This window comes from Micromonospora sp. NPDC126480 (assembly GCF_040302465.1).
Classification (GTDB): domain Bacteria; phylum Actinomycetota; class Actinomycetes; order Mycobacteriales; family Micromonosporaceae; genus Micromonospora.
The window spans coordinates 15008-39372 of record NZ_JBEORU010000017.1 but is presented as its reverse complement, the minus strand read 5'-3'; the positions used below and the strand labels follow the sequence as shown (position 1 = coordinate 39372).

Below are 24365 nucleotides of genomic sequence, written 5' to 3'. Positions count from 1 at the left end.
GCCCGCCCGCTGGGGCGGGCGGGCCGTCGCCGCACGGATCAGGACACGCCGAGGCGAGCGATCGGCTCGACGAGTTCCCGCTCCTCGTACGCGAGGTGCGACAGCAGCGTGTCGCTGAGCAGGTCGACCGCGGCGCGCAGTTCGGCCATGCCGTCGGGCACCGACACGAACGCCACCAGGGCCCGGTCCAGCCGCTCCAGCACGTCGTGGATGAGGTGGTGCTCCTGTTCGAGCCGGTCGATCACCGGGGCGAGCCGGTCGTCCCCGGCCCGCAGGTGGGGGAAGAGCCCCCGGTCCTCGATGGTGTGGTGGGTGGTGACGATCCGGCAGTACGACTCGCAGTACGTGCCGAGGGTCCACTTGTTCTGCCGCATCGTCATGGTGTTGATGTGGGACCGGGCCCGGCCCGCGTCGATCGTGCCGGCGGCCACCTGCTCGATGAGGTCGTAGATCTGCGCCAGCTCACCGCGCAGCCCGTCGTGGACCTCGACGAGGTGCTTGGCGGTGGCCAGGTCATGCCCGGTGTAGGTGCGCTCCGGGTCCGGTGCGGGGCCGGTGGGGCGGGCGGACTCGTCCCAGACCTGGACCTCGCTGCGGCGCACGCCGTCGTCGGGCGTCGGCACGACGGAGAACGCGCTCCGGCCGGCCGCCGTGGCCCGTGCGCCGGCCCGCCGCGGTGGTGTGTCGCCCGACCGCTCCGCCGCTCGCGTCGCCGTGGTGGTCTCGCTCGCCGCGTCCGCCTTCCGCTCGGCGGCCACCAGGTCGCGGACGGCGGGCGCCACCTCGTCGGCGAAGCGGCGCAGGTCGTCGGGGCGGTCACTGCCGAGGATGAACGTGCTGACGCCCTCGGTGAGCGCCAGGTCGGCGAGTTCCTCGGCCCACTGCTCGGCCGGGCCGTTCAGCGGGCCGCGGGCGGTGTCGGTGAACTGCCCGTTGACGTTGAGCAGCCGCCGGATGTCGTCCGGCGCGCGGCCCGCCTCCCGCGCGGCGTCGTCGATGATGGCGTTGCCCCGGGCCAGATCGCCCGGCTTCAGGTACGCCAGGCTGGGCAGCCAGCCGTCGGCGCGCCGCCCGGTCAGGGCGAGCATCCGTGGCTTGTACGCGCCGAGCCAGATCCCGACGTCGTGGGCCGGCGCGGGGCCGCGCTTGGCGCCCACCACCCGGTGGAACTCGCCGGCCACCCGGACGCCGCCGCGCTCGTCGGCGGCCCAGACCTGCCGGATGATCTCGATGGCCTCCTCCAGCGCCTGGACGCCCTGGCCAGGGGTGAGCCGCCGGCCGCCCATCGCCTCGATGGCGTCCCAGAACGCGCCGGCGCCCAGGCCGAGCTCGATCCGGCCGCCGCTGAGCAGGTCGAGGCTCGCCACACTGCGGGCGAGCACGGCCGGCGGGCGCAGCGGCAGGTTGGTGACGTTGGCCGCCAACCGCACGGTGCTGGTCCGGGCGGCGACGAAGCTCATCAGCGTCCAGGTGTCCAGGAAGGCTGGCTGGTACGGATGGTCCTGGAACGTCACCAGGTCCAGGCCGACCTGCTCGGCCAGCGCGGCGAGCGCCACGACCCGGTCGGGGTTGGCGTTGTTGGGCGTCAGGAATGCCCCGAATGTCAACGGATGGCCGTAGTCGCTCATCCCCGTGTCTCCTTCCCGGCGGGCGCGCCCATCGGCCCGACGTCGAGGGCCACCCGCTGCGCGACAAATAATATGCCGGGCAGAACATCTATCACCAAGAAAGTTGACCTGTTCAGCTAGTCTTACCGTGTGACCGGTGCGACAGCGGACCTCTCCGAGGACGACCTCGGCTGGATGCTGGGCGTGGTCTTCCGCGCCTACGTGAAGGCCGCCGAGCGGGCGCTCGACGGGATACCCGGAGGGCCGCGCGGCTACCAGGTGCTCGCGGCGGCGGTTCGCGAGCCGGTCCGGAACCAGGGCGCGATCGCCGCGGACCTCGGGATCGACCGGACCGTGCTCACGTACCTCATCGACGATCTGGAGGGGCGTGGTCTCGTCCTCCGCCGGCCCGACCCCGCCGACCGCCGCAGCCGGCTTGTGTGCGCCACCGACGAGGGGCGCGCCGTCTGGCGGCAGCGACGGCAGGCGCTCCGGCACGTCGAGTCCCACCTGCTCGGCGGCCTCGACCCCGCCGACGCCGAGACGTTCCGGACGCTTCTGCAGCACGTCGCCTGCGTCGCGCAGCGCCGCGACCCGCTGACCGACCTATGTGAGGCGGTGGCGGAGGCCCGGTCGATCGACGGCGAGGAGGCCCCGGGCGGACCTCGGGCCGAGGGAAGCACCGACGTCACGCCGCCCTGACGCCGCGGGGGCCGTCCCATCGGCTTCGCTCGCGTAGGCTGCTGCGGCAGATCCCTCGGAGAGGAGTCTGCGCGGATGCTGACTGTCGACGCGGTGACCGTCGGATACGACCCGGCCAGACCGGTCCTCGTGGACGTCTCCGCGATGGTGGCGCCAGGCCAGGTGCTGGCGGTGACGGGAGCGTCCGGTGCCGGGAAGACCACCCTGCTGCACACGGTGGCCGGCCTGCTGCGCCCGATCCGGGGCAGCGTGACCGTCGAAGGGCGACCCGTCTCCGACCGGGACGCCGCGGTCGCGAGCGGTGTCGTTCTCGTTCCGCAGGACAACGGTCTCGTGCCGGTCCTGACCGCCGCGGAGAACATCCAGGTGACCCTCGTCGGCACCGGAACGCCTGCGCCGTCGGCTCACCGGCGTACGGCGGAAGTGCTGGACCGCCTGGGCCTCGTGGGCCAGGCGGACCAACTGGTCGAGGAGCTCTCCGGCGGTCAGCGACAGCGGGTGGCCATCGCCCGGGGAATGGCTCTCCAGGGGACGGTGCTGCTCGCCGACGAGGTGACCAGTGAGCTCGATGCCGGAAACCGGCAACGGGTGCTGACCCTCCTGCGTGAGGAGGCGGGACGGGGTGCGGCGGTGGTGTTCGCCACGCACGATCCGGAGGCGGCGGCGATCTGCGACGCCGAGCTGCACCTCGTGGACGGTCGGGTCGAGTCGACCCGGGGTGACGTCACACCTGCGCGCCGGCCGGGTTGACCGTAACCGTCCGGTATCGAATTCGGCCGCCGGTCGGTGCCGCCCCGCGGCGCTGGCTAGCGTGAGCGCCCATGCTGGCCATCATCGCGGGTGCGCTGCGGGGGCGGCGGATGCAGGCCATCGCGGTCCTGATCCTGTCGGTGCTCGCCACCGCCGCGGCCGCCGCGGCGCCGGCGTACCTGGCTGCCGCCGACGACGCTCTGGCCGGGTACGAGTTCGCCGGTGCCGAGCCGGGCGAGCGCAGGCTACGGATCGTGCAGTTGACGGAGTCGGAGCGCCCGCCCGACGAGGCCGTACTGGGTGCGTTCCGCCGGGAAGTGGCGGAGCTCCAGCCGGACGGCTTCGAGCCGGTGTTCAGCGTCCAGAGCGCCGGCGTGACCACAGGTCGCACGGACAGCGTTGACTCGTCTCTCGTCCTTCGTGAGGGAGTCTGCGAGCGGGTGACCGTCACCGGGTCCTGCCCCGCACCCGGCTCCGCCGGCGAACCGCCGGAGGTGATGCTCGGCCCGCACACCGCTGCCCGACTCGGCGTGGGCGTCGGCGACACCGTCACCTTTCAGGGCGTGGGCGACATCGAGGGGCGCGAGAAAGGTCCGGTCGTCCCGCTGCGGGTGGCAGGCGTGTACCGACCGCTCGACCCGGCGGACGCCTACTGGCTGGGTGACGAGTACCTCCGCCCGGCGAAACCGGGCGAGACCGCTGTTCCGGCGGTCGGGAGCGCGGCGGACGCCATCTTCGTCGCGGCGACGCCCTGGCCGGTGCAAACGGGTTTCCGAACCCGTCCCGCCGTGGACCTGTACGTGACCGAGAAACTCGTCCTGACTCGGCCGCTCGATCAGATCAATGCCGAGGTGACAGCAGCCACGGATGAGGCGACGTCCAGCAGGCTCGGCGCGGGGTCAGACCTTCCCGACCTGCTCGACCGGATCGATCGGCACCGTGCGCAGCTCTCCAGCGGAGTGGTGCTCGGGGCCACGACGGTCGTCCTCCTCTCCTGGCTCGTGCTCTTCGCCGTGGTCGGCATTGCCGTCGACGAACGCCGCTCCGAGCAGGGGCTGCTGTTGCTACGGGGCGTCCAGCGCAGGCGCCTGTGGTTGCTGGCCGTCGGCGAGAGCGCAATCCCCGTGCTGGCGGCGTTCCCGCTCGGCTGCGCAGCCGCGGTGGGCGCGGCGAAACTGCTCGCCGCCCGCACCCTACCGACCGCGGGGACCGTCGGGTTGGACTCCGTCGCGGTCGGCTTCGCCGGCGCCGCAGCGGTCGGCGCGCTCGGCGCGGTGCTGCTCGCCCAACTCCGTAACCTCTCCGCCCCGGTCGTCGACCTGCTCCGCCAGGTCCCGGCGCGCCGGTCCAGCTGGCGTGGTGGAATCGCCGACGCCCTCGTCCTCGCCGTCGCCGGAGCCGCCCTGCTTCAACTGCACACCGGCGGCGCGCCCACCGGCCTGGCGTTGGTGGCGCCGGTGGCCGGCGTGCTCGCGGTCGCCGTCGTGCTGTCCCGGGTGGCGTTGGTGCTCGCGATGGTGGGCGGTGGTACCCTCCTGCGTTCCGGTCGGTTGGCCTCCGGCGTCGCCCTCGTCTCCCTGGCCCGCCAGCCACGGGTCCGGCCTCTGGTCGTCCTGCTGACGGTCGTCCTCGCGATGCTCGCGTACACCGCGTCCGCCCGGGACGTGGCAACGGTCGCCTACGCCGAGCGGGCGGCCGTCGAGACCGGAGCCGCGCGGGTGGTCGGCGTCGACGCGATGTCCCGACGCCACCTGCTGGAGACGGTCCGGTCGATAGACCCGGACGGCCGCTTCGCGATGGCCGCCGTCATGTCCGCCACACCGCGGCAGGCCGGGCGCGTTCTCGCCGTGGACTCGGCCCGCCTCGCCGCCGTGGCCGCCCCCCACCATTCGTACGCGGAGGCACTGGATGACCTCACGCCCGTGCTGCGTCCGGATCCCCCGGGGCCGTCGGTGGCCGTGCGCGGGACGTCTTTGACGCTTTCCGTCACGGCCGCCTCGGCCCCGGAGATCTTCGCTGCCCGGCCGCGGCTGTCCGTGTCGGTCGCGAGCAGGTCCGGCATCCGGCAGGTCACCGCCGGTCAGCTTGTGCCAGGTCCGGAGGACTACTGGGTCCCGGTCCCCGAGTGCGTGTCGGGCTGCCGGTTGGTCAGCATCGACGTCGCTGCCCCCGCGGGTTCCCACGAACTGGTCCTCCGGATCACCGAGGTGCGACAGGGCGAGGGTGACGAGGTACTGCTGACCGGCGCGGAGCTGGCCCGGCCGCGGTCCTGGCGGCTCGACGTGGAAGGACGGAGCGTGCGTCCCGACGTGACCCACGGGCAGCCGGAACTGCGCCTGACCATCGCATCGAGCGACGTGAGCCAGGCGATCCGCGCGATGGTGGTCGACGTTCCGTATCCGGTCCCTGCCGTGCTGACCCACGCCCTGGGAATACCGAGAGGTTATGGCCACGCTGTCACCGGCATCGACGCGGTCGATATCGGCGCACGGGTTGCCGGTCTGGTGGAGGGGCTGCCCCGACTCGGCGACCGAGGGGTGCTCGTCGATCTCGAGTACGCCGACCGGGCCGCGGTCGGCGGTGAGAGCGGTGTCGAGGAGGTGTGGCTCAACCGGCAGGCGCCGGCGGACATCCTCGACCGGATTCGAGCTCAGGGCCTGGTGGTGCGGTACGACCGGACGGCCGCGGCCGTCCGGGATGCCTTCGACCGGCAGGGCGCCGCCCTGGCTTTGAACCTCAACCTCCTCGCCGCCGGCGCCGTGGTCGCCCTGGGTGCGGCGGGAATGGTGGCGGTGGCGGCGGTCGAACGCCGCGGACGGGTCGCCGCAATGGTCGCGCTGCGCCGCCAGGGTGTGCCACGGGGTGTCGTACGCGGTGGGTACGGGTGGCTGGTCCTGGTCGCCTCGGTGGTGGGTGGGTTTGCTGCCGCCGTGGTGTGGGTCGTCGCCCGGGCCGGGCTGCGGGTGTTCATGGACGCGTCCCCGCTGCCGCTGCCGAGTTGGCCGCGGCTCGACTGGCTGGCGGCGGTCCTGGCGTCCGCCGTCGGGGCCCTCGTGCTGACCTCTCTGCTGTTGGGGCTCGCCCTCGCCGCCTCGGTCCGCCGGAACAGCCGATGAGGGCGGCGGGGACGACCGGTTCGGGCGCGACCGTCGTCTGCCAGCGGCTCGTGCACATCTACCAGTCGTCGGGTGAGGTGGTCGCGCTCTCCGGGGTGGACCTGCACATCGGCGCCGGGGAGATGCTCGCGCTTGTCGGACCGTCCGGTTCGGGGAAATCGACCCTGGTCGCGGTGCTCGCCGGCCTGCTGCGCCCCAGCGCCGGGAGGGTTTTCGTGGGTGACCAGGAGCTGACGAAGCTCCCGCCGGCCCGGCTCGCCGCGCTGCGCGGCAGGACGATCGGCATCGTGCTGCAGGGCGCGGACCGCAACCTGCTGCCGTACCTCACCCTCGAGCGCAACATCTGGCTGGCGCAGCGCCCGGCCGCCGGTCTCCCGGGGCGGCGGCTCGACCCGCCGGGTCGGATCCTCGAACTGGTCGGGCTCGCCGGTGCCGGCCGGCGACGTATCGACGAGCTGGCCCCCGGTGAGCGGCAGCGCGCCGCCCTGGCGCAAGGGCTCGCGGCCAACCCCGGTCTGTTGCTCGTCGACGAACCGACCAGCCAGCTCGACCGCTCCGGCCGCGACGAGGTGCTCGCCGCCCTGAAAACGATCAACGCGGAACAGGGCACGACCGTCGTGGTGGTGACCCACGATGGCGAGGTGGGTACCCGACTGGGTCGAGCCGTGACGATCCGGGACGGCCGGGTCGGCGCCGAGGGGCGCGACGGCCGCGACTACGCCGTCCTCGCCGCGGACGGGACCATTCAGTTGCCGCCGGAGACGCTCGCGGGCTTCGCCCCCGGGACGCTCTTCACGGTCGACCACACGGCCGACGGCGTGACCCTGCGGCCACGCGACCCCGACGGTGGGTGACGCCACTCACGGCGTGGACGGCAGCGGCCCGGCGGCGAGGGCGATGGTGAGGTCGAGAACCGTACGCGGGTCGGTGAGCCGGTTGCCGTACAGCTCGCGCAGCTGGCTCATCCGGTAGCGCACCGTCTGCGGGTGGATGAACAGGTCGGCGGCCACGTCGTCGCGGCGGCCGTGGTGCATCAACCAGGAGCGCAGCGTCTCGGCGAGCCGCGCGGCGGTGGCCGGAGGCAGCGACGCCAGCGGTTGCAGCACCCGGGCCCGCAGGTCGGTGAGGGCCTCGGTGTCGGCGCTGAGCAGCAGCCGGACCAGGTGGCACTCGGTGTCGAGCGGCTCACCGTCCTCGGGATGGTCGGTGCCGAGAATCACCAGCCGGGTGGCCCGCCGATAGGAGGAGGCGGCCCGGGCCCAGGGCCGGGCGGGCCCGACGACCGCGCGCCGGCCATGCAGCGTACGGACGAGCTGCCGGCGCCGGTCGCCGTGCATGTCCGGCACGAGCAGCACCGCCGTCTCCTCATCCGGTTCGCTCCCCGCCAGGTCGTCGCCGCTCTCCAGCGTCTGCGACGGCAGCAGGGCGAGCGCCGCGCGCAGGTTCGCCCGGGGCAGGAGGACGACGGTGAGCGTCTGCGGTGGCGGCCAGTCGGCGCGTTCGGCGCTGCGCACCAGCACGTCCTCGGGCTCGCCGGCGAGCAACTGCTGGGTCAGGCGTTCCAGGTTGCGGCGGCGGGCCCGGCCGGCGCTGGCCAGCTCGTCGGCGTGCCCGGCGACGCTGGCGGCGGACAGCTCGTCGATGTAGGCGAACATCAGCTCGGCGAACTCGGCCACCGTCGCCGCCGGCAGTCCGCCGCGGACGGCGATGGTCGACATCTCCCGCCAGGTGACCCGCGCCCCCACCCGGTACGCGGCCTGCAGCGCGTCCATGCTGCGCCCGGAGCGGGCCTCGCCGCTGCCCAGGGCGTACGCGGCCTCCAGGGCGGGAACCAGGGGCGTGCTCGGGTCGGAGCCGGAGGAGTGCTCGACCAGTTGCAGGAAGGTGCCGAGGGCGATCTGCACCGCGTTCTCGATCTTGTCGCGCATCTGGCCGGTGAGGGTGCCGGAGTAGCTGGGCACCTCGGCGGTGATCGCGGTCACGATCCGCTCGGCGAGCAGCGGCAGCCGATCACGCAGCTCGCCGGCCACCCGCTCGTCGAGGTCGAGACCGGCGGCGCGCCGGGTCGCCTCGGACCGTTCCGGCACTTTGTTCCCTCCGCACAAGTCGAGCAGCCCGGTTCACCTTCGCGGGCCAAGATTTTATGCCATTGTGCCGCGACCATCGGGGTATGACCACCACCGTGCCGCGCCCACCCGAGTCGACGCCCGTGCGGCGCCGGATCCTGCGGCTCGCCGCGGCGGTCACCACGCCGCTGCTGCCCGACGACTACCTCGACCTGGTCGCCCCGCTGCGCTCCGGTGCCGACCTGCGGGGCCGCATCGTCGCGGTGCGTCCGGAGACCCGGGACGCCGCGACGGTCGTGATCAAGCCCGGGCGGGACTGGCGGGGACACGTCCCCGGGCAGTACGTCCGGCTCGGCGTGGACGTCGACGGCGTACGGCAGTGGCGGGCGTACTCGGTGACCTCAGCCCCCGGCCGTCGCCACGACCCGATCACGATCACCGTCAAGGCGATCCCGGACGGCGTGGTCAGCAACCACCTGGTCCGCCGCGTCCGGCCGGGCACGATCGTGCACCTCGACCAGGCCCAGGGCGACTTCGTGCTGCCGGCGGCCGTCCCGGCGCGGGTGCTGCTCGTCACGGCGGGCAGCGGGATCACTCCGGTGATGGGCATGCTGCGCAGCGGCGTCCTCGCCGGTGCCGACGTCACCCTGGTGCACTCGGCGCCCACCCCGGCGGACGTCGTCTTCGGTACGGAGCTGCGGGACCTGGCCGCCGCCGGCGCGCTGCGGCTGGTGGAGCGGCACACCGATCGCGACGGCCAGCTCACCGCCGCCGACCTGGCCGGCATCGTCCCCGATCATCTCGACCGGGAGACGTGGGCGTGCGGTCCGATCGGGCTGCTCGACGCCCTGGAGGAACACTGGACGGCCGCCGGCCGCCCCGAGCGGCTGCACACCGAGCGGTTCCGCCCGACCGTCATCTCGCCCGGTGAGGGCGGCACGGTGACCTTCGGCCGGACCGGCGTGACGGTGGACGCCGACGGCGGCACCCCCCTGCTGGACGCCGGTGAGGCGGCCGGAGTGCTCATGCCGTCGGGCTGCCGGATGGGCATCTGCTACGGCTGCGTGCTGCCGCTGCGGCAGGGCGCGGTTCGCGACCTGCGCAACGGGGCACTCACCACGGCGGTGCCCGGCGACGGCGTCCTCATCCAGACCTGCGTGTCGGCCGCGGCCGGCCCCTGCGACCTCGACCACTGACCCACCGGAGAGCCGATGACCGTCATCCAGCGCAAGCCCGTCAACCCGATCGCCCACCTCACCGCCCAGGACATCGAGGTCATCGGCAAGGAACTTGACGCCATCCGGGACCGGGTCCTCGCCGACCGCGGTGAGCGGGACGCCCGATACATCCGCCGGGTCATCAAGACGCAGCGCAGCCTGGAGCTGAGCAGCCGCGCGGTGCTGCTCTTCTCGCTCTTCCCGCCGGCCTGGGTGGTCGGCACCGTCGGCCTGTCGATCGCCAAGATCCTCGAGAACATGGAGATCGGGCACAACGTCCTGCACGGTCAGTGGGACTGGATGCGTGATCCGAAGATCCACTCCACGACCTGGGAATGGGACCACGTCTCGCCGGCCGACCAGTGGAAGCACTCGCACAACGAGCTGCACCACCGCTACACCAACGTGGTCGGCAAGGACAACGACCTCGGGTACGGCATCATGCGCGTCGACGAGGACCAGCGGTGGCACCCGATGCATCTGGGCCAGCCGCTGTGGAACTTCATAAACGCCTGCTTCTTCGAGTACGGCATCGCCGCGTACGACCTGGAGCTGGGCCACAACCTGAAGGATGGCCGGCACAAGGACCCGGAGTTCCGGGCCCGCGCCCGGGCGGTCGGCCGCAAGATCCGCCGGCAGGTCCTCAAGGACTACGTGCTGCACCCGCTGCTGTCCGGCCCGTCCTTCCTCACCACGCTCGCCGCGACCTTCACCGCCAACCTGGTCCGCAACCTGTGGAGCCACTCGGTGATCATGTGCGGGCACTTCCCGGAGGGCGTCGAGACCTTCGAGAAGACCTCGATCGAGGGGGAGACCCGCGGCGAGTGGTACCTGCGGCAGATGCTCGGCTCGGCCAACATCAGCGGCCCTCGGCTGCTGCACATCATGACCGGGAACCTGTCCCACCAGATTGAGCATCACCTCTTCCCGGACCTGCCGAGCAACCGGTACGGGGAGATCGCCCCGGAGGTGCGGGCGCTGTTCGACAGGTACGGGCTGCGCTACACCACCGGCTCGCTGCCCCGGCAGGTCTTCTCCGCCTGGCGGAAGGTCATTCGGCTCTCGCTGCCCAACCGGAAGCCTCGTGGCCACGTCAACGACCGCCCGGCCCGGGCCCTCGCCGCGACAGGCGCCTGACCGCTGCCGGTCCGCACGGAGCGTGTGCGGTCGCGCCTCGGGCCCTGGCCGTACGCTCCGTGCCCGCCGCTGCCGAGCAACAAGGAACCGATTCCGTCCTTTGCTCTGCTTACCAATACGCACAGGTCCGCTGAGCAGCGGTTCCAGTGCCGCAGGGGGGAAGCATCCTTAGCGACGCGGGGCCACGGAGAGTGACTTGTGCGTATCGGTAAGCAGAGCAAAGGGGTTGCGTCGAGGGGTCAGGTTCGGCTGACGGAATGACGCTGTGTGATCCCGGGCGTCACCCTCGCTCTCGGGTTGGGGCAGTACGGGGACGCCCGCGGCCGGCCGGGCGTACAGCCCGGGCCAGCCGGCCGGCATCATCCGGCCGGGCAGGCGTCCTCGCGGCCGGCGGCCACCGACTCGTACAGCTTCTCCAGCCGGCTGGTCTGCACGCGCAGGTCGAAGTGCTCCTCGACGTGCCGGCGGGCCGCGCGCCCGAGCCGGTCCCGCAACGCGTCGTCGTCGAGCAGCCGGACGATGTTGCCCGCCAGCGCCGCCCGGTCGCCCTCGGCGCCGAGCAGCCCGGTCCCGCCGTGCACGACGGCCTCCGGGATGCCGCTGTGGTAGGTCGCGACGACCGGCAGGCCGGCACTCGCCGCCTCCAGGACAGTGGTGGGCAGTCCCTCGGAGTCCCCGTCGGCCGCCGTCTTCGAGGGCGCGGCGAGCAGGCGTGACGCCGCGAGGTGCCGGGCGACCGCCTCGGGCGGCTGCGCGCCGAGGAAGGTGGCGTCCAGGCCGAGTTGCGCGGCGCGGGCCCGTAGCGGCACCTCCAGCGGCCCGCTGCCGATGAACAGCGCCCGCGGCCGCCGGGGGCGCAGCAGGCCGAGCGCCTCGACGAGATCGTCCACGCCCTTCTTCTCGACGAGCCGGCCGACGAACACCACGTCCCATGCCGGTGCGGACGCCGGCGGCGGCGGAACCGGCACGCCGGTGTGGTGCACCCGGACCTTCGCCGGGTCCGCGCCGAGGGCGACCGCCCGGTCGCGGATGAACCCGCTGACGGCGACGACCAGGGCCGCCCGTTCGAACGCGACGCGGAGGTTGCGGCGCTGGCGGGCGCCGCGCAGCCCGGGCAGGGTGGGCTGACGGGTGACGTCGCGGCCGTGCACGGTGATGACGAGCGGGATGCCCGAATCGGCGGCAGCGCGGCTGATCAGCCACCCGTCATTGCCGAAGTGGGCGTGCACCAGCGCCGGGCGCAGCCGCCGCAGCAGCCGGGTGAGCCGGGGGGACCGGCCGGTCGCCTTCAGCGCGAGCAGGTTGCGCCGGTCCCCGGCGCTGTCGCCGAACGCGACCAGGTCGGTGTCGCGGGACAGCGGCGACGGGACCCGCACGGCGCCCAGGTAGGTGGGCCGCCAAGTGGTCAGGGCGTCGGCCTGGTTGCGGATGAACGTCTCGGAGCCGGGCAGCAGGTGGCTGCGCCAGACGACGACGCGCCGCGGGTCGTCGGTACCGGTCACGGCTGCCGGTTCACCACCACGGACCGGGCCGGCGCGGGCCGCGCCGCCACGGTGCCGGCACGGTCGGCGGTTCCCGCCGGGCCGCTCCGGTGGGGGCGGCGGCGGTCCAGGATCCGGTCGCGCACGGTGTGTCGCAGCCGGGGCGGGACCAGCCAGAGCTGCAGGTACGTCAGATAGTCGAGCGCACCCGGGCGGCCGTGCCGCCGGGCGTCGGCGAGCACGGTCCGGAACACCCGCGGGTCGCGGGTCGTCGCCGCCATCGAGCCGATGACGCTCAGCGCGATCGCCGCGTACGCGCGCGGGGTGAGCAGCGGGCGGACCGAGCGCAGCCAGTCCAGCTGCTCTGCCCAGGGGGACGAGAGGCTGATCCGGGGCCGGTCCTCGTCCTGGTGCCACAGCACCAGCGGCTCGGCCGCCATCAGCAGCCGTACGTCGTCGTGCGCGAGGGCCCGCAGCGTCCAGTCCAGCTCCTGCTGTCGGCGCAGGCCCACGGTGAACGGGACGCGGCGCAGCAGCTCGGTCGGGGCCAGGATCGTCGAGGTCTGGATGAACCCGTCGCCGTGGAACAGCCCCCGGCGCACGGTGAGGTACTCGCTCATCGGTTGGTCCGGCTCGGGCAGCCGGCGGGGCAGCACGAACTCGGCGCGCGGGGTGCGGTTGACCAGGCGGCTCGCGACGATCGGCGAGGCCACCGGCGCGGTCGCGGCGAGGGCCAGCTGGACCTCCAGTTTGTGCGGCAGCCACTCGTCGTCGTCGTCCAGCAACGCCGTCCACCGGGCGCGGGCCGCCCGGACACCCTCGTTGCGGGCATTCGGCGCGCCGCCCCGCTCAGGCAACGGCAGCACCCGCAGGCGCGGGTCGCCGACCGCGGCGAGGGCGGCCAGCGTGCCGGCGTCCGCGCCGTCTACCACGACGACGACCTCGATCTCCGCGACGGACTGGCTGAGGGCGCTGCGGACCGCCCGGGTCACCAGCGCCGGCCGGTCGCAGGTCGGGACGACCACGCTTACCTCAGGTGCACGCGCCATGAGTACCCGCTTACGCATTGACCGCGGTCCTCCGGCGGAACCGGCGGACCGTCGGCGACGAGGCTTCCGAACCCGACCCAACCGAGGCCGGGAGAAGTGCCGGTGAGGCGGAGGTGGACGGCGGGTGTACGGCGTGGAAGAACTTCCCCGCCAGGTGGTTCCGGGCTTGGCGCGGCGACGGGAGAGCCGTTTCAATCGTCGCGGACCGCCGGACGGAGCGGCTGATCGGGAATTGGGGAATTCGTGCGGCGCGACGGTGGTGGCCGGGTGGTCATGCTCGTGGACAACCGGGTCGACGGCGACTCCCGGGTGCAGAAGGCGGCCCGCTCGGCCGCCGAAGCGGGCTGGGACGTCACCCTGCTGGGCTGCGCCGACGCCGCACGGGAAGAACGGCTCGGCGGCGCCCACGTCCGGGTGCTGCCCATGCCCCGGCCCGCCGGTGGCCTGCGACAGCGCGTGGTCGCCCGGGGTGGTCCGCTGCCGCGGGTGGCCCGGCTGGCCCGCCGGCCGGTCGAGCACGCCCAGGTCCGGCTCTGGCGGGCGATCGCCGGTGACCGGGCGTGGCGACGGCTCGAACCGGGCCTGTGGACGTACGAGCGGGTGTTCGGCCCGGTGGTCGACGCGCTGGCACCGGACCTGATCCACGCCCACGACTTCCGCATGCTCGGCGTCGCTGCGCGCGCCGTCGAGCGGGCGCGCGCGGCCGGCCGCCCGGTGCGGCTCGTGTGGGACGCCCACGAGTGGCTGCCCGGCGCGAAGCCCCGCCGGGACAACGTGCGATGGCTGCCGGCCCACCTCGCGTACGTCCGGGAGTACGTGCCGTACGCCGACGCGGTGGTGACCGTCTCGGACACCCTGGCCGACCTGCTGCAGGCCGAGCACGCCCTGGCCGAGCGCCCCACCGTCGTGCTCAACGCCCCGGCGACCGCCGGTCCGCCGCCGGCCGCGGTGCCGGATCTGCGACGCCGCTGCGGGATCGGACCGGACGTCCCGCTGCTCGTCTACAGCGGCGCGATCGCCGAGCAGCGGGGAGTCGGCACGGTGGTGCAGGCGCTGCCCGGGCTGCCCGGGGCGCATCTCGCGCTGGTCGTCCCGGACCCGTCGGCGCCGTACGTCCGGTCCCTGCTGGCCGCCGCCGCCCGGCTCGGCGTGGCCGACCGGGTGCACCCCCTGCCGTACGTGCCGCACGAGCAGGTCACCGCGTTCCTGGCCGCCGCCGACGTGGGGCTGATCCCACTGCACCACTGGCCCAACCACGAGATCGCACTGATCACCAAGTTCTTCGAGTACGCACACGCCCGGCTCCCGGTGGTCGTCAGCGACGTCCGGACGATGGCCGACACCGTCCGGACCACCGGCCAGGGTGAGGTGTTCCGGGCCCGCGACGCCGGCGACCTCGCCCGCGCGGTCCGGGCGGTCCTCGCCGACCCGCGGCGCTACCGGCGGGCGTACGAGGGACCGGACTCGCCGCTGCCCGGCTGGACGTGGGAGGCGCAGGCCGAGCGGCTGGCCGCCCTCTACCGTCGACTGCTGGCGGTCGACCCGGTGGAGGCGCGGTGAGCCGGCCGGACGTCAGCGTGGTGGTGCCGGTCTACAACACCATGCCGTACCTGACCCGCTGCCTGGACTCGCTGGTCCGGCAGACCATCGCACCGCCGCGGTTGCAGGTGGTGGCCGTCGACGACGGCTCCACCGACGGCAGTGGCCGCGTCCTGGACCGGTACGCGGCCCGCCATCCCGGCCTGTTCACGGTCATCCACCAGGCGAACTCCGGCGGGCCGGCCAACCCGTGCAACCGGGGCCTCGACGCCGCCACCGGCCGGTACGTCTTCTTCGTCGGCGCCGACGACCAGCTCGGCCCGGAGGCCCTGCAACGGCTCGTCGCCGCCGCCGACGAGTGGGGCTCGGACGTCGTGCTCGGCAAGGTGGTCGGCGTCAACAGCCGGCACATCTACCAGGACATCTTCGCCGCCAACCAGGCCGAGGTCGACCTGTTCGACTCGCCGCTGCCGCGGTCGCTGGCCAACACCAAGCTGTTCCGCCGGGAACTGCTGGACCGGCACCGGATCCGTTACCGGGAGGACCTGCGGCTGGCCAGCGACCTGCCGTTCACGCTGGAGGCGTGCTACCGGGCCCGGCGCATCTCGGTGCTCGCCGACTACGAGTTCTACTACGCCGTCCGCCGGTTCCGCGCCACCAACATCACCTACCTGAGCCGGCACCTGGACCGGCTGCGGACGGTGGAGGCGACCACCGCGTACGTGGCCGAACTGATCGGGCCCGGCCGGCAGCGCGACGCCGTCATGGCCCGCCGCTTCGACCACGAGATCGCCAAGCTGGTCGAGGACGACCTGCTCCGACTGGACCGCGACACCCAGCAGCGGGTGCATGACGGCGTGGGGCGGTTGGTCGCCGCGTACCTCACCGACGGCGTCGCCGCCGAGCTGAACGCCGAGACCCGCATCCGGCTCCTGCTGACCCGTGACGCGACCGTCGACGACCTGCTCGCCGTCATCCGCCGGGACGCCCACGGCGGCGTGCCGCCCACGGTCGTCGAGAACGGCCGACGGTACGCGGCGTACCCCGGTTTCCGGGCCGGCGTACCCGACTCGTGCTTCGACGTGACGGCGGCGCCGGACTGGCCGGCGAAGCTCGATGTCACCGCCGTCGCCTGGGAGACCGGCGCGGTGCTGACCCTGACCGCGACGACGCCCGCGTCGGACCTGCCGCCGCTGCACGTCAGCGCGGAGGAGATCCCCGCCGACGTCGCGGCGGTCTCCTCCGGCCCGCACGGGACCACGCTGCGGATCCGGTTCCGCGCCGCCGACCTGCTCGCCGCCACCGGGCGGTCCGGACGGCGACGGGCGGTGTCGGCACAGGCCGGCGGTTTCGACCCCGACCTGGCGCAGGGACTGCACCATGCCACCGGCGCGGCCGGGTCGGCCGCGCTGCGCGCGCCGAACCTGCGGGTCACCGCGCCGCTGCCGTGTCGCCGCGGCGTCCGCCCGTACGTGATCACGCCGGTCCTCGACGACTCCGGCCGGTTGATGATCTCCGTGGTGCCGGTGACACCGCGGCGCGTCGCCGCCCAGGCTCGCCGCCTCCTGCGCCGCCACTGACCTCCCCGCCCCGGTCGGACCGGTGCGGGCCGGGCCGTCGGTGGCGGTTGGCCGGACCGGCTGTCAGACTCGGGCTGGTCGCTGCCGCACGGAAGGCGGAAGATCATGCCGGACCAGCACCACCGGCCGGGCGCGGACACCGTGGAGCGGTTCGGCGCCCGGGTCACCATCGACGATCCGGCCGGCGCGCTGGCCGCCGCCCGCTTCGGGCCCGTGGAGCTGCGGCTTACCGGGCCGCTGCCAGCGCCGGTCCAGAGTGTCCGTCTCGCCGTGCACACGGTGGACGGAACGTGCCGCCTGTCCGCCGAGATCCGCGCCACGGCCGTCGTTCCGGCGGGGGCTGTGCGGCTGCTGGCCCTGGGGGTGGCCGGGCCGGCCGGCTGGTTGCTCGCCCGGCACCTCACGGCCGATCCGGACGGGCCGCTGGCCCGTCGCGCCGGGCGCATCGTCACCCGGGCGTCCCGGCGGTTCGGCCGGCCCTCGGGCACCGCCGTGGCGGAGCGGCCGCGCCCGGTCGATCCGGCCGCCGCGGAGGTACGCGGTGAGGCGGCGGCGCTGGGCCTGCGCGCCGACGAGGACGTGACGACCGTCGACGACGGACGCCTGCTCACCCTCCGCGCCACCGTGCCCGCCGACCAGGTCACCGCGGCGCACCTGCGCGCACTGGCCGGGCTCGCCCTGCAGGCCGTGCGGGACCTCGCCGGTGACGATCCGGAGCCGCGGGTGCTGCGCGACCGGGCGTACCGGCTGCGCCGCCCCCGGGCCGTGGCACCGGCGCGACCGGCCGGCAGCGCGGCGGTGACCCTCGACCAGGTCGGCGGCCTCGACGACGTGGTGGCCCGGTTCCGGGAGATCGCCGTCTCGTTCCGCCATCCCGACGTGATGGCCCGGTGGGGAGCGCGCCGGCCGCAGGGAATCCTCCTGTACGGCCCGCCGGGCACCGGCAAGACGATGCTGGCCCGCGCGCTGGCCAACGAGATCGGCGCCGACTTCCGCGAGATCCGCACCCCGGAGATCCTCGACAAGTGGCTCGGCGGGTCGGAGCGCAACATCAAGCAGATCTTCCGCGAGGCGCGCCGCTACCGGCAGCCGACCGTGCTGCTCTTCGACGAGTTCGACAGCATCATCAGCTACGCGGGCGCCGGCGGCGACGCGGCCAGCCAGGCGGTCAACGCGGTGGCCGGCATCTTCAAGCAGGAGATGAACACCCTCTTCGAGGAGAACCCGGACGTCATCGTCGTGGCCACCACCAACTTCCCGCAGCGGGTGGACGCCTCGCTGATCCGGTCGGGACGCTTCGACGTGAAGCTGTCGATCCCGCCGCCGGACGAGGCGGGCCGCGCGGAGATCATCAGCAAGATGATCCGGGACCTCGTGGACCAGCACGAGCGGCCCGGATTCCGGATGTTCGCCGCCGACGTCGACCCGGCCGTCCTCGCCGCCGAGGCTCCGGGCCTGACCGGCGCGGACATCCGCGAGGTGCTGCGCCGGGTGCAGCTGGCCAAGGCGATGTGGGAGGCCACCGGCGGCCGACCGGCCGGCCCGATCCGCCAGGCCGACCTGCGGACGGCGATCGAGGGGCTGCGGCGCGGCTGACCCGGGACGCTCGGTCCACAGTGCCCGTGTGACCGGTCGTAGACTGCGGGCGTGCGGGATCGACGGGTGGCTGCACTCTGGTGTGCGTTCGTGCTGCTCGCCGCAGGTTCGTCGGTGCTGGTGGCGCTCCGCCCGGACCGCCTCTCCGATCTGCACATCTACCGGGGCGCGCTGCTGCACCTGCACGCCGGCCGCCCGCTGTACGAGTTCGTCGCCGACAACGGCGGCCCGTTCACCTACCCGCCGTTCGCGGCGCTGGTGCTCTGGCCGGTCGCGGCGGTCCCGGAGGGCGTGGCCCAGACCGCCTGGCTGGCGCTCACCTGCCTCGCGGTGGTCGCGATCGCCCGGCCGGTGGGCAGGATGCTGACCCGGCCGGGAGAGCGGCGCCCGCTCGTCGTGCCGGCGGTCGCCTGCGCGCTGATGCTCTCCGCGCCGGTGCAGAGCAACCTCCGCTTCGGCCAGGTCAGCATCCTGATCGTCCTGCTCGCGCTGCTGGACGCGGCGGGCGTCGTCCCGGCCCGGCTGCGGGGCGTCCTCGTCGGCGTGGCCGCCGCGGTGAAACTGACACCGCTGCTGTTCGTCGTCCACTTCCTGGCGGCCCGGCGGTACCGGGACGCCGGCCGGGCCGTCGCCGCGTTCCTGGCCTGCACCGCGCTGGGCGCGGCGGTCCTGCCGGGGGCGAGCTGGACCTACTGGGCCGGGGCGGTGCACGACACCTCCCGGATCGGTAACCTCGCCTCTCTCGGCAACCAGTCGGTGCACGGGATGCTGCTGCGCGTCGGCCTCGAACCGGCGGCGCTGCCGGCGGTCTGGCTGGCACTGGTCGCCGCGATCTGCGCGGTGGCGCTCTGGCGGGCCCGGCAGCTGGTCGAGGAGGGCCGTCCCGGGCACGCCGCGGTGCTCGTCGGCTGCGCCACGGTCGCCGCCTCCCCGGTCTCCTGGACCCATCACCAGATCTGGCCGGTGCTGGCCGCGATGCTGCTGATCGGCGGGCACGGTCACGCCCGCCGGGTCGGCGGCGTGGCCCTGCTGGCCACCACCGTCGTCTCGCTCGGCGTGGTTCTGGCTCCCGTCTCGACGCGGCCGGGGGTGCAGTTCCTCTTCGAGAACGCGCGGGCGATCGGCGTCGTCGTGCTCTGCCTGACCGGCTTCGGTGGGGTCGCCGTCGTGACGGCACGCGCGCGGCGACGGGCGGGCGCTCGGAGCGGCTGGGCCCGGGCGGGCGCCGTCGGGGCCGGGGCGCTGGCGATCTTCGCGCTGCAGCCGTTGCCGGCCGGCGCGGACCCCACCTTCAAGGCGTACGCGATCTCCGACGTGGACAACCCCCGGTACTTCTTCGTCTGCCGCGGCCCGTCGCAGTGCGCCGCGTACGGGGGCGGCACGCCGGTGACCTTCGGCACCCGGGCGGAGAAGACCAAGGTGCGGGTGAACGGCGTGGTGTCCCCGGTGGTGGCCCGGCTGGAGTACCACTCCGCCCCGGGCGGCCCACCCCGCGTCATACCCCTGCTGCACGCCTGGCCCGGCTCGCGGGTGTTCTCGTTCCGGTCGGCCACCATGACGCACGGCCGGCTGATCGCGTACGACGCGCAGGGGCGGCCGCTCGCCGAGTACGCCGACGAGCTGACCGCGCCCCGCCACCGGATCAGTGCTCCCGCAGTGACCCCCCGGTCGCCTGACGTGCCTTGACGAACGCGAAGACGACGACCGCCACCAGCGCGATCGCGCCGATGATGACCAGCCAGCGGACCGCTTCCAGGAGCAGCCCGAGCAGGACGAGCGCGCCGGCGACGACGCCGACGACCCACAGCAGTGCCCGCATGTCGACCTCCGTCCCCGCCGCCCGCGGTACGCGGGGGCGCCCCGTCGCCTTCCCAGCCTGGCCGGCAACATGCCCGGCGAGCCGCGGAAACGGCGGTCAGGCCGGAGAGTGCGCGACGTAGACCGTGTTGGCGGACTCGCCGCGGGTCAGCGGGTTGGGGAACCGGACGACGTGGGACTCCGCCGCCGTGAACACCTCGGCGAGCACGTCCTCGAACGCCGGGTCCGGCGGGTCGTCCGACCACAGCGCGAACACGCCCGCCGGGCGCAGTGACGCCGCGAGCCGGCGCACGCCGGCCGGCGTGTAGAAGGCGGCGTGGCTCGGGTGCAGCACGTTGCGCGGCGAGTGGTCGACGTCGAGCAGCACCGCGTCGAACCGCCGTCCCGGGTGGTCGGGGTCGAGGCCGGTGCCGGCGGCGACCGCGGCGAAGAAGTCCGCTCGGACGAAGCGGGTCCGCGGGTCGGCGGCGAGCCCGGCGGCGAACGGCAGCAGCCCCCGCCGGTGCCAGTCGATCACGTCCTCGACGGCCTCCACGACCAGCATCGAGGCGACCCGGTCGTCCTCCAGCACGGTCCGGGCGGTGAAGCCCAGGCCCAGACCGCCGACGGCCACGTCGAGGTCGGGCCCGGCCAGGGGAGCGAGCCCGAGCCGGGCCAGCTCGATCTCCGCGACCGGGAAGAGGCTGGACATGAGGAACTCGTCGTCGAGCTTGACCTCGTACACCTCGACGTCGAGTGCCGGGTCGCGGCGCCGGCGCAGGCTGATGGCGCCGATCGGGGTTTCCCGCCAGGCCAGTTCCTCGAATCGCACGCCCATCGGCCGGATGCTACCGGTGGCCCCGCTGTGGTGTCCGCGGCGCGCGGCAGGCATCCCTTCGGCGGCGGCGGGTATGAGCGGTGGTCCGGCCCTCGTGCGACGGCCGGCGAGAGGGGAGTACGCGGTGGCGGACATGCTGGCCGGCCGGCTGCACCTGACGGATCGGGCGTTGCGGATGGAGACGGTGCCGGTGCCGGAGCCGAGGCCCGGGCAGGTGCGGATCAAGGTGGCCGCCGCCGGGGTGTGCCTGTCCGACGTGCACCTGATCGACGGCACGCTGACCCCGCTCTACCTGCCCGAGGACGTGGTGACGCTCGGCCACGAGGTGGCCGGCGTCGTCGACGCGCTCGGCGACGGCGTGGCCGGCTGGGAACCGGGCCGGCGGGTGCTGCTCCAGGCGGGGGAGCGGGACCGGCGCGGCACGGTGTTCACCCGGGGCGTCGACTACGACGGGGGCTGGGCCGAGTACGCGGTCGCCAGCCAGGAGACCGTGGTGCCGATCCCGGACGACCTGCCGTTCGAGCAGGCCTGCATCATCCCCGACGCGGTGTCCACGCCGTGGGCGGCGGTGACCGACACCGGGCGTACGCGGCCCGGTGAGGCGGTCGGTGTCTGGGGCGTCGGCGGGCTCGGCGCGCACGCCGTGCAACTCGTCCGGCTGGTCGGCGCGGCCCCGGTGATCGCCGTCGACCCGCTCGCCGCGGCCCGGGAGCGGGCCCTCGCCCTGGGCGCCGACGCGGCCCTGGACCCGGCCGACAACGGCTTCGCCGACGCGGTGCGGCAGCTGACCGGAGGGCGGGGACTTGACGTGGCGTTCGACTTCGCCGGCGTCACCCCGGTGCGTGAGCAGGCCCTCGCCGTCCTCGGCCGGCGCGGGCGGCTGGTCCTCGCCGGGATCGCGAACAAGCCGGTGACCATCGCCTCGGACAGCCCGTTCAACTACCTGCAGCAGGCGGTGCTCGGGCACTACGGCTCGGAGGCCGAGCACGTGGAGCAGTTGGTGTCGCTCGCCGGGCAGGGGCGGCTGAACCTGTCCGCGTCGGTAAGCGACGTGCTGCCGCTGGCGCAGGCGCCGCAGGCGGTGCAGCGGGTGGAGACCAAGCAGGGCGACCCCATCCGGCTCATCCTGCGGCCATAGGGCCCGGTCCGGCGACGTTCCTCAAGGCCTGGTCGCGGCGACCACCGTGTCCAGCGCGTCGACGGTGCCGCCGTCGACGGCGACCGGCCGCCGGGCCGTCTCCGCGCGGTGGATCCGGAGACCGTCGAGGCCGGCGACGACGGCCTCCGGGGTGAGCAGGACGGCGGGATCCTGGGGCCCGCCCGTGCCGCCGCTGAGGTTCGCCACGTCGTGCCCCACCACGAACACCGTTCCGCCGGGGCGGACCGCTTCCCTGGCGCGGGACAGCACGGCCGCGAGGTCGGGCTCCGGCAGGTGCAGGTACGCGATGAGCACGAGGTCGAACCCGCCGGCCGGCGGCGCGTACGCGGTGACGTCGGCGACCTGCCACCGGACCGGCACGCCGCGCTGACGGGCCAGCTCACGCCCCCGGTCGACCGCGACCGCGGAGAAGTCGACAGCCGTCACGTCCCAGCCGCGCTCGGCGAGCCAGACGGCGTTGCGTCCCTCACCGGCGGCGAGGTCCAGCGCCCGGCCGGGCGGCAGGTCGGCCAGTTCCTCCACCACGAACCGGTTCGGCTCGGCGGTCCACACCAGGCCCGGCGCGGCGGCGTACCGGGCGTCCCACTCCCTGTCGTCCATGGTGCTGCTCCTCTCGACGGCCGGCGCGGCGACCGTCCCATCTTGGCGGACCGGTCGTCGGCGTGGGATCCGGCACGGCTGCCGGCCGGGTACTCGTCGGGATGTGAGCGGGCGTCGGGCCGGCGCCAGGCGGCGGGGCGGCCGGTGCGCTCACCCGAGTGGCAGTCCCTGCTCGGCCATGGCGACGCCGGCCGCCTCGGCCTCCTCGAACCTGTCGTCGATGACGACGACGTCGCGGTCCGCGTTCGCCAGCAGGGAGGCGGCGGCGGTGGCCCGGTAGCCGGAGCCGCAGTGCACCCAGACGGCGCCGGCGGGCACGTCGGCGAGCCGCTCAGGCAGGTCCGGCAGCGGGATGTGCACGGCGCCGTCGATGTGGCCGGCAGTCCACTCGTTGGTCATCCGCACGTCGAGGACGACGTCCGGGGCGGGCAGTCCGGCAGGGGTCTTCCCGGCCCGGGCGGAGGCCAGCGCGGCGAAGTCGGCCATCCGCAGCTCGCGCGGCTGCCCCCGGTCGACCGCCCACCGCTCGGGCTCGCCGGTGGTCTGGGCGGCCGGCCGGTCGATGCCGATGCGCACCAGCTCGCGCTGGGCGTCGGCGACCTGCTCGGGCGTCTCGGCCAGCAGGGTGATCGGTACCCCCCAATCGATGAGCCAGCCGAGCCAGGTGGACATCGGGCCGTCGAGCCCGAGGCTGACGGTGCCGGCCAGGTGGGAGACCGCGTACGCCTTGCGGTGCCGCAGGTCGACGACCCACTGCCCGTCGGCGATCCGCTGCCGCAGCTCGGCGGCGTCGGCCCGGCTCACCGGGGTGAGGTCGACCGGCGCGGGCCCGGCGGCGTTGACCACGCCCATGTGGGCGTAGTACGCGGGGTAGGCGTCCAGCCCGGCCAGCGTCTCGGTGACGAAGTCCTCGGCGGCCAGCCGCAGCACCGGATTGGCCTGCTTCTCCCGGCCGATCGTCGACTCGGGCACGTCGGCCTGGCTGGCCGAGCAGAAGCTGCCGAAGCCGTGGGTGGGCCATACCTGGGCGCTGTCGGGCAGCAGGTCCGCCAGCCGTCTGGCCGAGGCGTGCTGGTGACGGGCGAGGTCGTGGGCATGCTGATCGCCGAGCAGATCGGCACGGCCGGTGGTGCCGAACAGCAGCGAACCGCCGGTGAAGACGCCGACCGGACGCCAGCCGCCGCCGGTGGCCTCGGACAGGACGTACGACAGGTGGTGGAAGGTGTGCCCGGGGGTGGCGACCACCCGCAGGCACATCGAGTCGGAGACGGCGACGGTGTCCCGGTCGGAGACCGGCTCCCGGCTGAAGCCGACCTCGTCGGCTGCGGCCACGAGGTAGCGGGCCCCGGTGAGGCGGGCCAGTTCCAGCCCGCCGGAGACGTAGTCGTTGTGTTGGTGCGTCTCGACCACATGGGTGATCCGGACGCCCCTCTCGCCGGCGAGGTACAGGACCCGGTCGATGTCCCGCTGCGGGTCGACCACGACCGCAACCTGGCCGTCCGAGGCCAGGTAGCTACGGTCGCCGAGGGACGACGTCGCGATGACCGACACCTCAACTGCCACCGTCGGTGCTCCCTCCGTACCAAGACACCCACAGGGGTATGTGCGGCGCGTATCCTTGTCCCGCTCCCCGAGGTCCGCTTACCCGCCTCCGCCGCCAGGATGCGGCGGCGGAGGCGTCAGTTCCGGTACCGATCTCCCTACGGCGCCAGTCGGACGTCGGCCGGGGCCGACGTCACCTCGGCGACCAGGAGAGGAGCCCAGCACCGCTCGCCACATCGGTCGGCATGGACGGCCAGAATCCTGGTGCCGGGCAGCCGCTCGGCCAGCCGGTCCAGACTCCGCCGTAGCTGGGTCCGCTGCTCGTCGTCCGAGACGGGGTTTCCCGCGCAGTCGGAGTGGCCGGCGATGACCAGCGTGCCGCTGCCGTGGGCCCGCCGGGAGATCTCCACCTTCTCCAGCAGGACCTCCAGGCACCGCTCACCGGTCGCGGCCAGCACGGCCTCCGGTCCGGGCTCGGTGATCGTATCGATGTACTCGACGTCGAGGTGGTTCTTCATCCACTCGGTGAGCGGCTGCTGGATGCGCCCGTCGATGCAGGTGAAGATCGTTGCGAATCGGTCCGGCACGG

Annotated in this window: 20 protein-coding genes; 11 read left to right on the top strand and 9 right to left on the bottom strand. The window is 74.0% G+C overall.

Going from position 1 to position 24365, the window contains the following annotated elements; genetic code table 11:
• Positions 1-38: 38 nt before the first annotated feature.
• Positions 39-1628, bottom strand: a complete 1590-nt coding sequence (locus tag ABTW87_RS17375) for an LLM class flavin-dependent oxidoreductase (protein WP_350651834.1) — start codon at positions 1626-1628, stop codon at positions 39-41.
• Positions 1629-1757: 129 nt separating this feature from the next.
• Here ABTW87_RS17375 and ABTW87_RS17370 point away from each other — a divergent pair, with 129 nt between their 5' ends.
• The 4 genes from ABTW87_RS17370 (at position 1758) to ABTW87_RS17355 (ending at position 7029) form a co-directional block, all read left to right on the top strand.
• Positions 1758-2309 carry a MarR family winged helix-turn-helix transcriptional regulator gene (locus ABTW87_RS17370; RefSeq protein ID WP_350651833.1) on the top strand — a complete coding sequence of 184 codons (552 nt, stop codon included), beginning with the start codon at positions 1758-1760 and terminating at the stop codon, positions 2307-2309.
• 75 nt (positions 2310-2384) lie between these two features.
• On the top strand, positions 2385-3059 hold the full coding sequence (locus ABTW87_RS17365) for an ABC transporter ATP-binding protein (protein ID WP_350651832.1): 675 nt from the start codon (positions 2385-2387) through the stop codon (positions 3057-3059).
• 71 nt (positions 3060-3130) lie between these two features.
• Positions 3131-6175, top strand: coding sequence for an FtsX-like permease family protein (locus ABTW87_RS17360; RefSeq protein WP_350651831.1), 3045 nt, complete (start codon positions 3131-3133; stop codon positions 6173-6175).
• Positions 6172-7029, top strand: coding sequence for an ABC transporter ATP-binding protein (locus ABTW87_RS17355; protein WP_350651830.1), 858 nt, complete (start codon positions 6172-6174; stop codon positions 7027-7029). Before ABTW87_RS17360 ends, ABTW87_RS17355 begins: the two co-directional genes overlap by 4 nt.
• Before the next feature lie 6 nt (positions 7030-7035).
• Here the strand turns inward: ABTW87_RS17355 and ABTW87_RS17350 are convergent, their stop codons facing one another.
• A complete protein-coding gene (locus ABTW87_RS17350) occupies positions 7036-8262 on the bottom strand; it encodes a PucR family transcriptional regulator (RefSeq protein ID WP_350651829.1) in 1227 nt (408 codons plus the stop codon).
• 83 nt (positions 8263-8345) lie between these two features.
• Here ABTW87_RS17350 and ABTW87_RS17345 point away from each other — a divergent pair, with 83 nt between their 5' ends.
• Positions 8346-9437, top strand: a complete 1092-nt coding sequence (locus ABTW87_RS17345) for a ferredoxin reductase (RefSeq protein ID WP_350651828.1) — start codon at positions 8346-8348, stop codon at positions 9435-9437.
• Positions 9438-9452: 15 nt separating this feature from the next.
• Entirely contained in the window at positions 9453-10595 is a 1143-nt protein-coding gene (locus tag ABTW87_RS17340) for a fatty acid desaturase family protein (RefSeq protein WP_350651827.1), read from the top strand.
• A 359-nt stretch (positions 10596-10954) separates the two neighbouring features.
• Here the strand turns inward: ABTW87_RS17340 and ABTW87_RS17335 are convergent, their stop codons facing one another.
• Positions 10955-12097: a glycosyltransferase gene (locus ABTW87_RS17335; protein WP_350651826.1), complete on the bottom strand. Its 1143-nt coding sequence runs from the start codon at positions 12095-12097 to the stop codon at positions 10955-10957.
• Positions 12094-13125 carry a glycosyltransferase family 2 protein gene (locus ABTW87_RS17330; protein WP_350651825.1) on the bottom strand — a complete coding sequence of 344 codons (1032 nt, stop codon included), beginning with the start codon at positions 13123-13125 and terminating at the stop codon, positions 12094-12096. The genes ABTW87_RS17335 and ABTW87_RS17330 overlap by 4 nt, the downstream gene beginning before the upstream one ends.
• A gap of 273 nt (positions 13126-13398) precedes the next feature.
• Here ABTW87_RS17330 and ABTW87_RS17325 point away from each other — a divergent pair, with 273 nt between their 5' ends.
• From ABTW87_RS17325 to ABTW87_RS17310, 4 genes are all read left to right on the top strand, one after another.
• Positions 13399-14685, top strand: coding sequence for a glycosyltransferase family 4 protein (locus ABTW87_RS17325; protein WP_350651916.1), 1287 nt, complete (start codon positions 13399-13401; stop codon positions 14683-14685).
• On the top strand, positions 14682-16244 hold the full coding sequence (locus ABTW87_RS17320; RefSeq protein ID WP_350651824.1) for a glycosyltransferase family 2 protein: 1563 nt from the start codon (positions 14682-14684) through the stop codon (positions 16242-16244). Before ABTW87_RS17325 ends, ABTW87_RS17320 begins: the two co-directional genes overlap by 4 nt.
• A gap of 105 nt (positions 16245-16349) precedes the next feature.
• The gene (locus ABTW87_RS17315; protein WP_350651823.1) at positions 16350-17840 is read left to right on the top strand and encodes an ATP-binding protein; all 1491 of its coding nucleotides are present in this window, start codon (positions 16350-16352) and stop codon (positions 17838-17840) included.
• A gap of 51 nt (positions 17841-17891) precedes the next feature.
• On the top strand, positions 17892-19526 hold the full coding sequence (locus ABTW87_RS17310) for a glycosyltransferase 87 family protein (protein WP_350651822.1): 1635 nt from the start codon (positions 17892-17894) through the stop codon (positions 19524-19526).
• Here the strand turns inward: ABTW87_RS17310 and ABTW87_RS17305 are convergent.
• Together ABTW87_RS17305 and ABTW87_RS17300 are read right to left on the bottom strand one after the other, a co-directional pair.
• Complete coding sequence (locus ABTW87_RS17305) at positions 19483-19659, bottom strand: hypothetical protein (RefSeq protein WP_350651821.1); 177 nt, start codon at positions 19657-19659, stop codon at positions 19483-19485. The genes ABTW87_RS17310 and ABTW87_RS17305 overlap by 44 nt on opposite strands.
• Positions 19660-19755: 96 nt before the next feature.
• Positions 19756-20475 carry a polyamine aminopropyltransferase gene (locus ABTW87_RS17300; RefSeq protein ID WP_350651820.1) on the bottom strand — a complete coding sequence of 240 codons (720 nt, stop codon included), beginning with the start codon at positions 20473-20475 and terminating at the stop codon, positions 19756-19758.
• Between the two features lie 133 nt (positions 20476-20608).
• Between ABTW87_RS17300 and ABTW87_RS17295 the strand changes: the two genes are divergently transcribed.
• Positions 20609-21613 (top strand): zinc-binding dehydrogenase, encoded by a 1005-nt coding sequence (locus ABTW87_RS17295; protein ID WP_350651915.1) that lies wholly within the window; start codon positions 20609-20611, stop codon positions 21611-21613.
• A 21-nt stretch (positions 21614-21634) separates the two neighbouring features.
• On the opposite strand, the gene ABTW87_RS17290 is transcribed toward ABTW87_RS17295, so the two are convergent.
• The 3 genes from ABTW87_RS17290 to ABTW87_RS17280 form a co-directional block, all read right to left on the bottom strand.
• Positions 21635-22234, bottom strand: coding sequence for a class I SAM-dependent methyltransferase (locus ABTW87_RS17290; RefSeq protein ID WP_350651819.1), 600 nt, complete (start codon positions 22232-22234; stop codon positions 21635-21637).
• Between the two features lie 150 nt (positions 22235-22384).
• On the bottom strand, positions 22385-23797 hold the full coding sequence (locus ABTW87_RS17285; RefSeq protein ID WP_350651818.1) for an MBL fold metallo-hydrolase: 1413 nt from the start codon (positions 23795-23797) through the stop codon (positions 22385-22387).
• Positions 23798-23934: 137 nt separating this feature from the next.
• Positions 23935-24363: a carbonic anhydrase gene (locus tag ABTW87_RS17280; protein WP_350651817.1), complete on the bottom strand. Its 429-nt coding sequence runs from the start codon at positions 24361-24363 to the stop codon at positions 23935-23937.
• Between the last annotated feature and the right edge of the window lie 2 nt (positions 24364-24365).

What these genes read in the sequence shown, in the direction of transcription:
- ABTW87_RS17325 (WP_350651916.1), top strand. Translation starts at nt 13,399, where the DNA reads ATGCTCGTGGACAACCGGGTCGACGGCGACTCCCGGGTGCAGAAGGCG.
- ABTW87_RS17375 (WP_350651834.1), bottom strand. Translation starts at nt 1,628, where the DNA reads ATGAGCGACTACGGCCATCCGTTGACATTCGGGGCATTCCTGACGCCC.
- ABTW87_RS17295 (WP_350651915.1), top strand. Translation starts at nt 20,609, where the DNA reads ATGCTGGCCGGCCGGCTGCACCTGACGGATCGGGCGTTGCGGATGGAG.
- ABTW87_RS17365 (WP_350651832.1), top strand. Translation starts at nt 2,385, where the DNA reads ATGCTGACTGTCGACGCGGTGACCGTCGGATACGACCCGGCCAGACCG.
- ABTW87_RS17290 (WP_350651819.1), bottom strand. Translation starts at nt 22,234, where the DNA reads ATGGACGACAGGGAGTGGGACGCCCGGTACGCCGCCGCGCCGGGCCTG.
- ABTW87_RS17340 (WP_350651827.1), top strand. Translation starts at nt 9,453, where the DNA reads ATGACCGTCATCCAGCGCAAGCCCGTCAACCCGATCGCCCACCTCACC.
- ABTW87_RS17315 (WP_350651823.1), top strand. Translation starts at nt 16,350, where the DNA reads ATGCCGGACCAGCACCACCGGCCGGGCGCGGACACCGTGGAGCGGTTC.
- ABTW87_RS17360 (WP_350651831.1), top strand. Translation starts at nt 3,131, where the DNA reads ATGCTGGCCATCATCGCGGGTGCGCTGCGGGGGCGGCGGATGCAGGCC.
- ABTW87_RS17300 (WP_350651820.1), bottom strand. Translation starts at nt 20,475, where the DNA reads ATGGGCGTGCGATTCGAGGAACTGGCCTGGCGGGAAACCCCGATCGGC.
- ABTW87_RS17345 (WP_350651828.1), top strand. Translation starts at nt 8,346, where the DNA reads ATGACCACCACCGTGCCGCGCCCACCCGAGTCGACGCCCGTGCGGCGC.
- ABTW87_RS17355 (WP_350651830.1), top strand. Translation starts at nt 6,172, where the DNA reads ATGAGGGCGGCGGGGACGACCGGTTCGGGCGCGACCGTCGTCTGCCAG.
- ABTW87_RS17305 (WP_350651821.1), bottom strand. Translation starts at nt 19,659, where the DNA reads ATGCGGGCACTGCTGTGGGTCGTCGGCGTCGTCGCCGGCGCGCTCGTC.
- ABTW87_RS17330 (WP_350651825.1), bottom strand. Translation starts at nt 13,125, where the DNA reads ATGGCGCGTGCACCTGAGGTAAGCGTGGTCGTCCCGACCTGCGACCGG.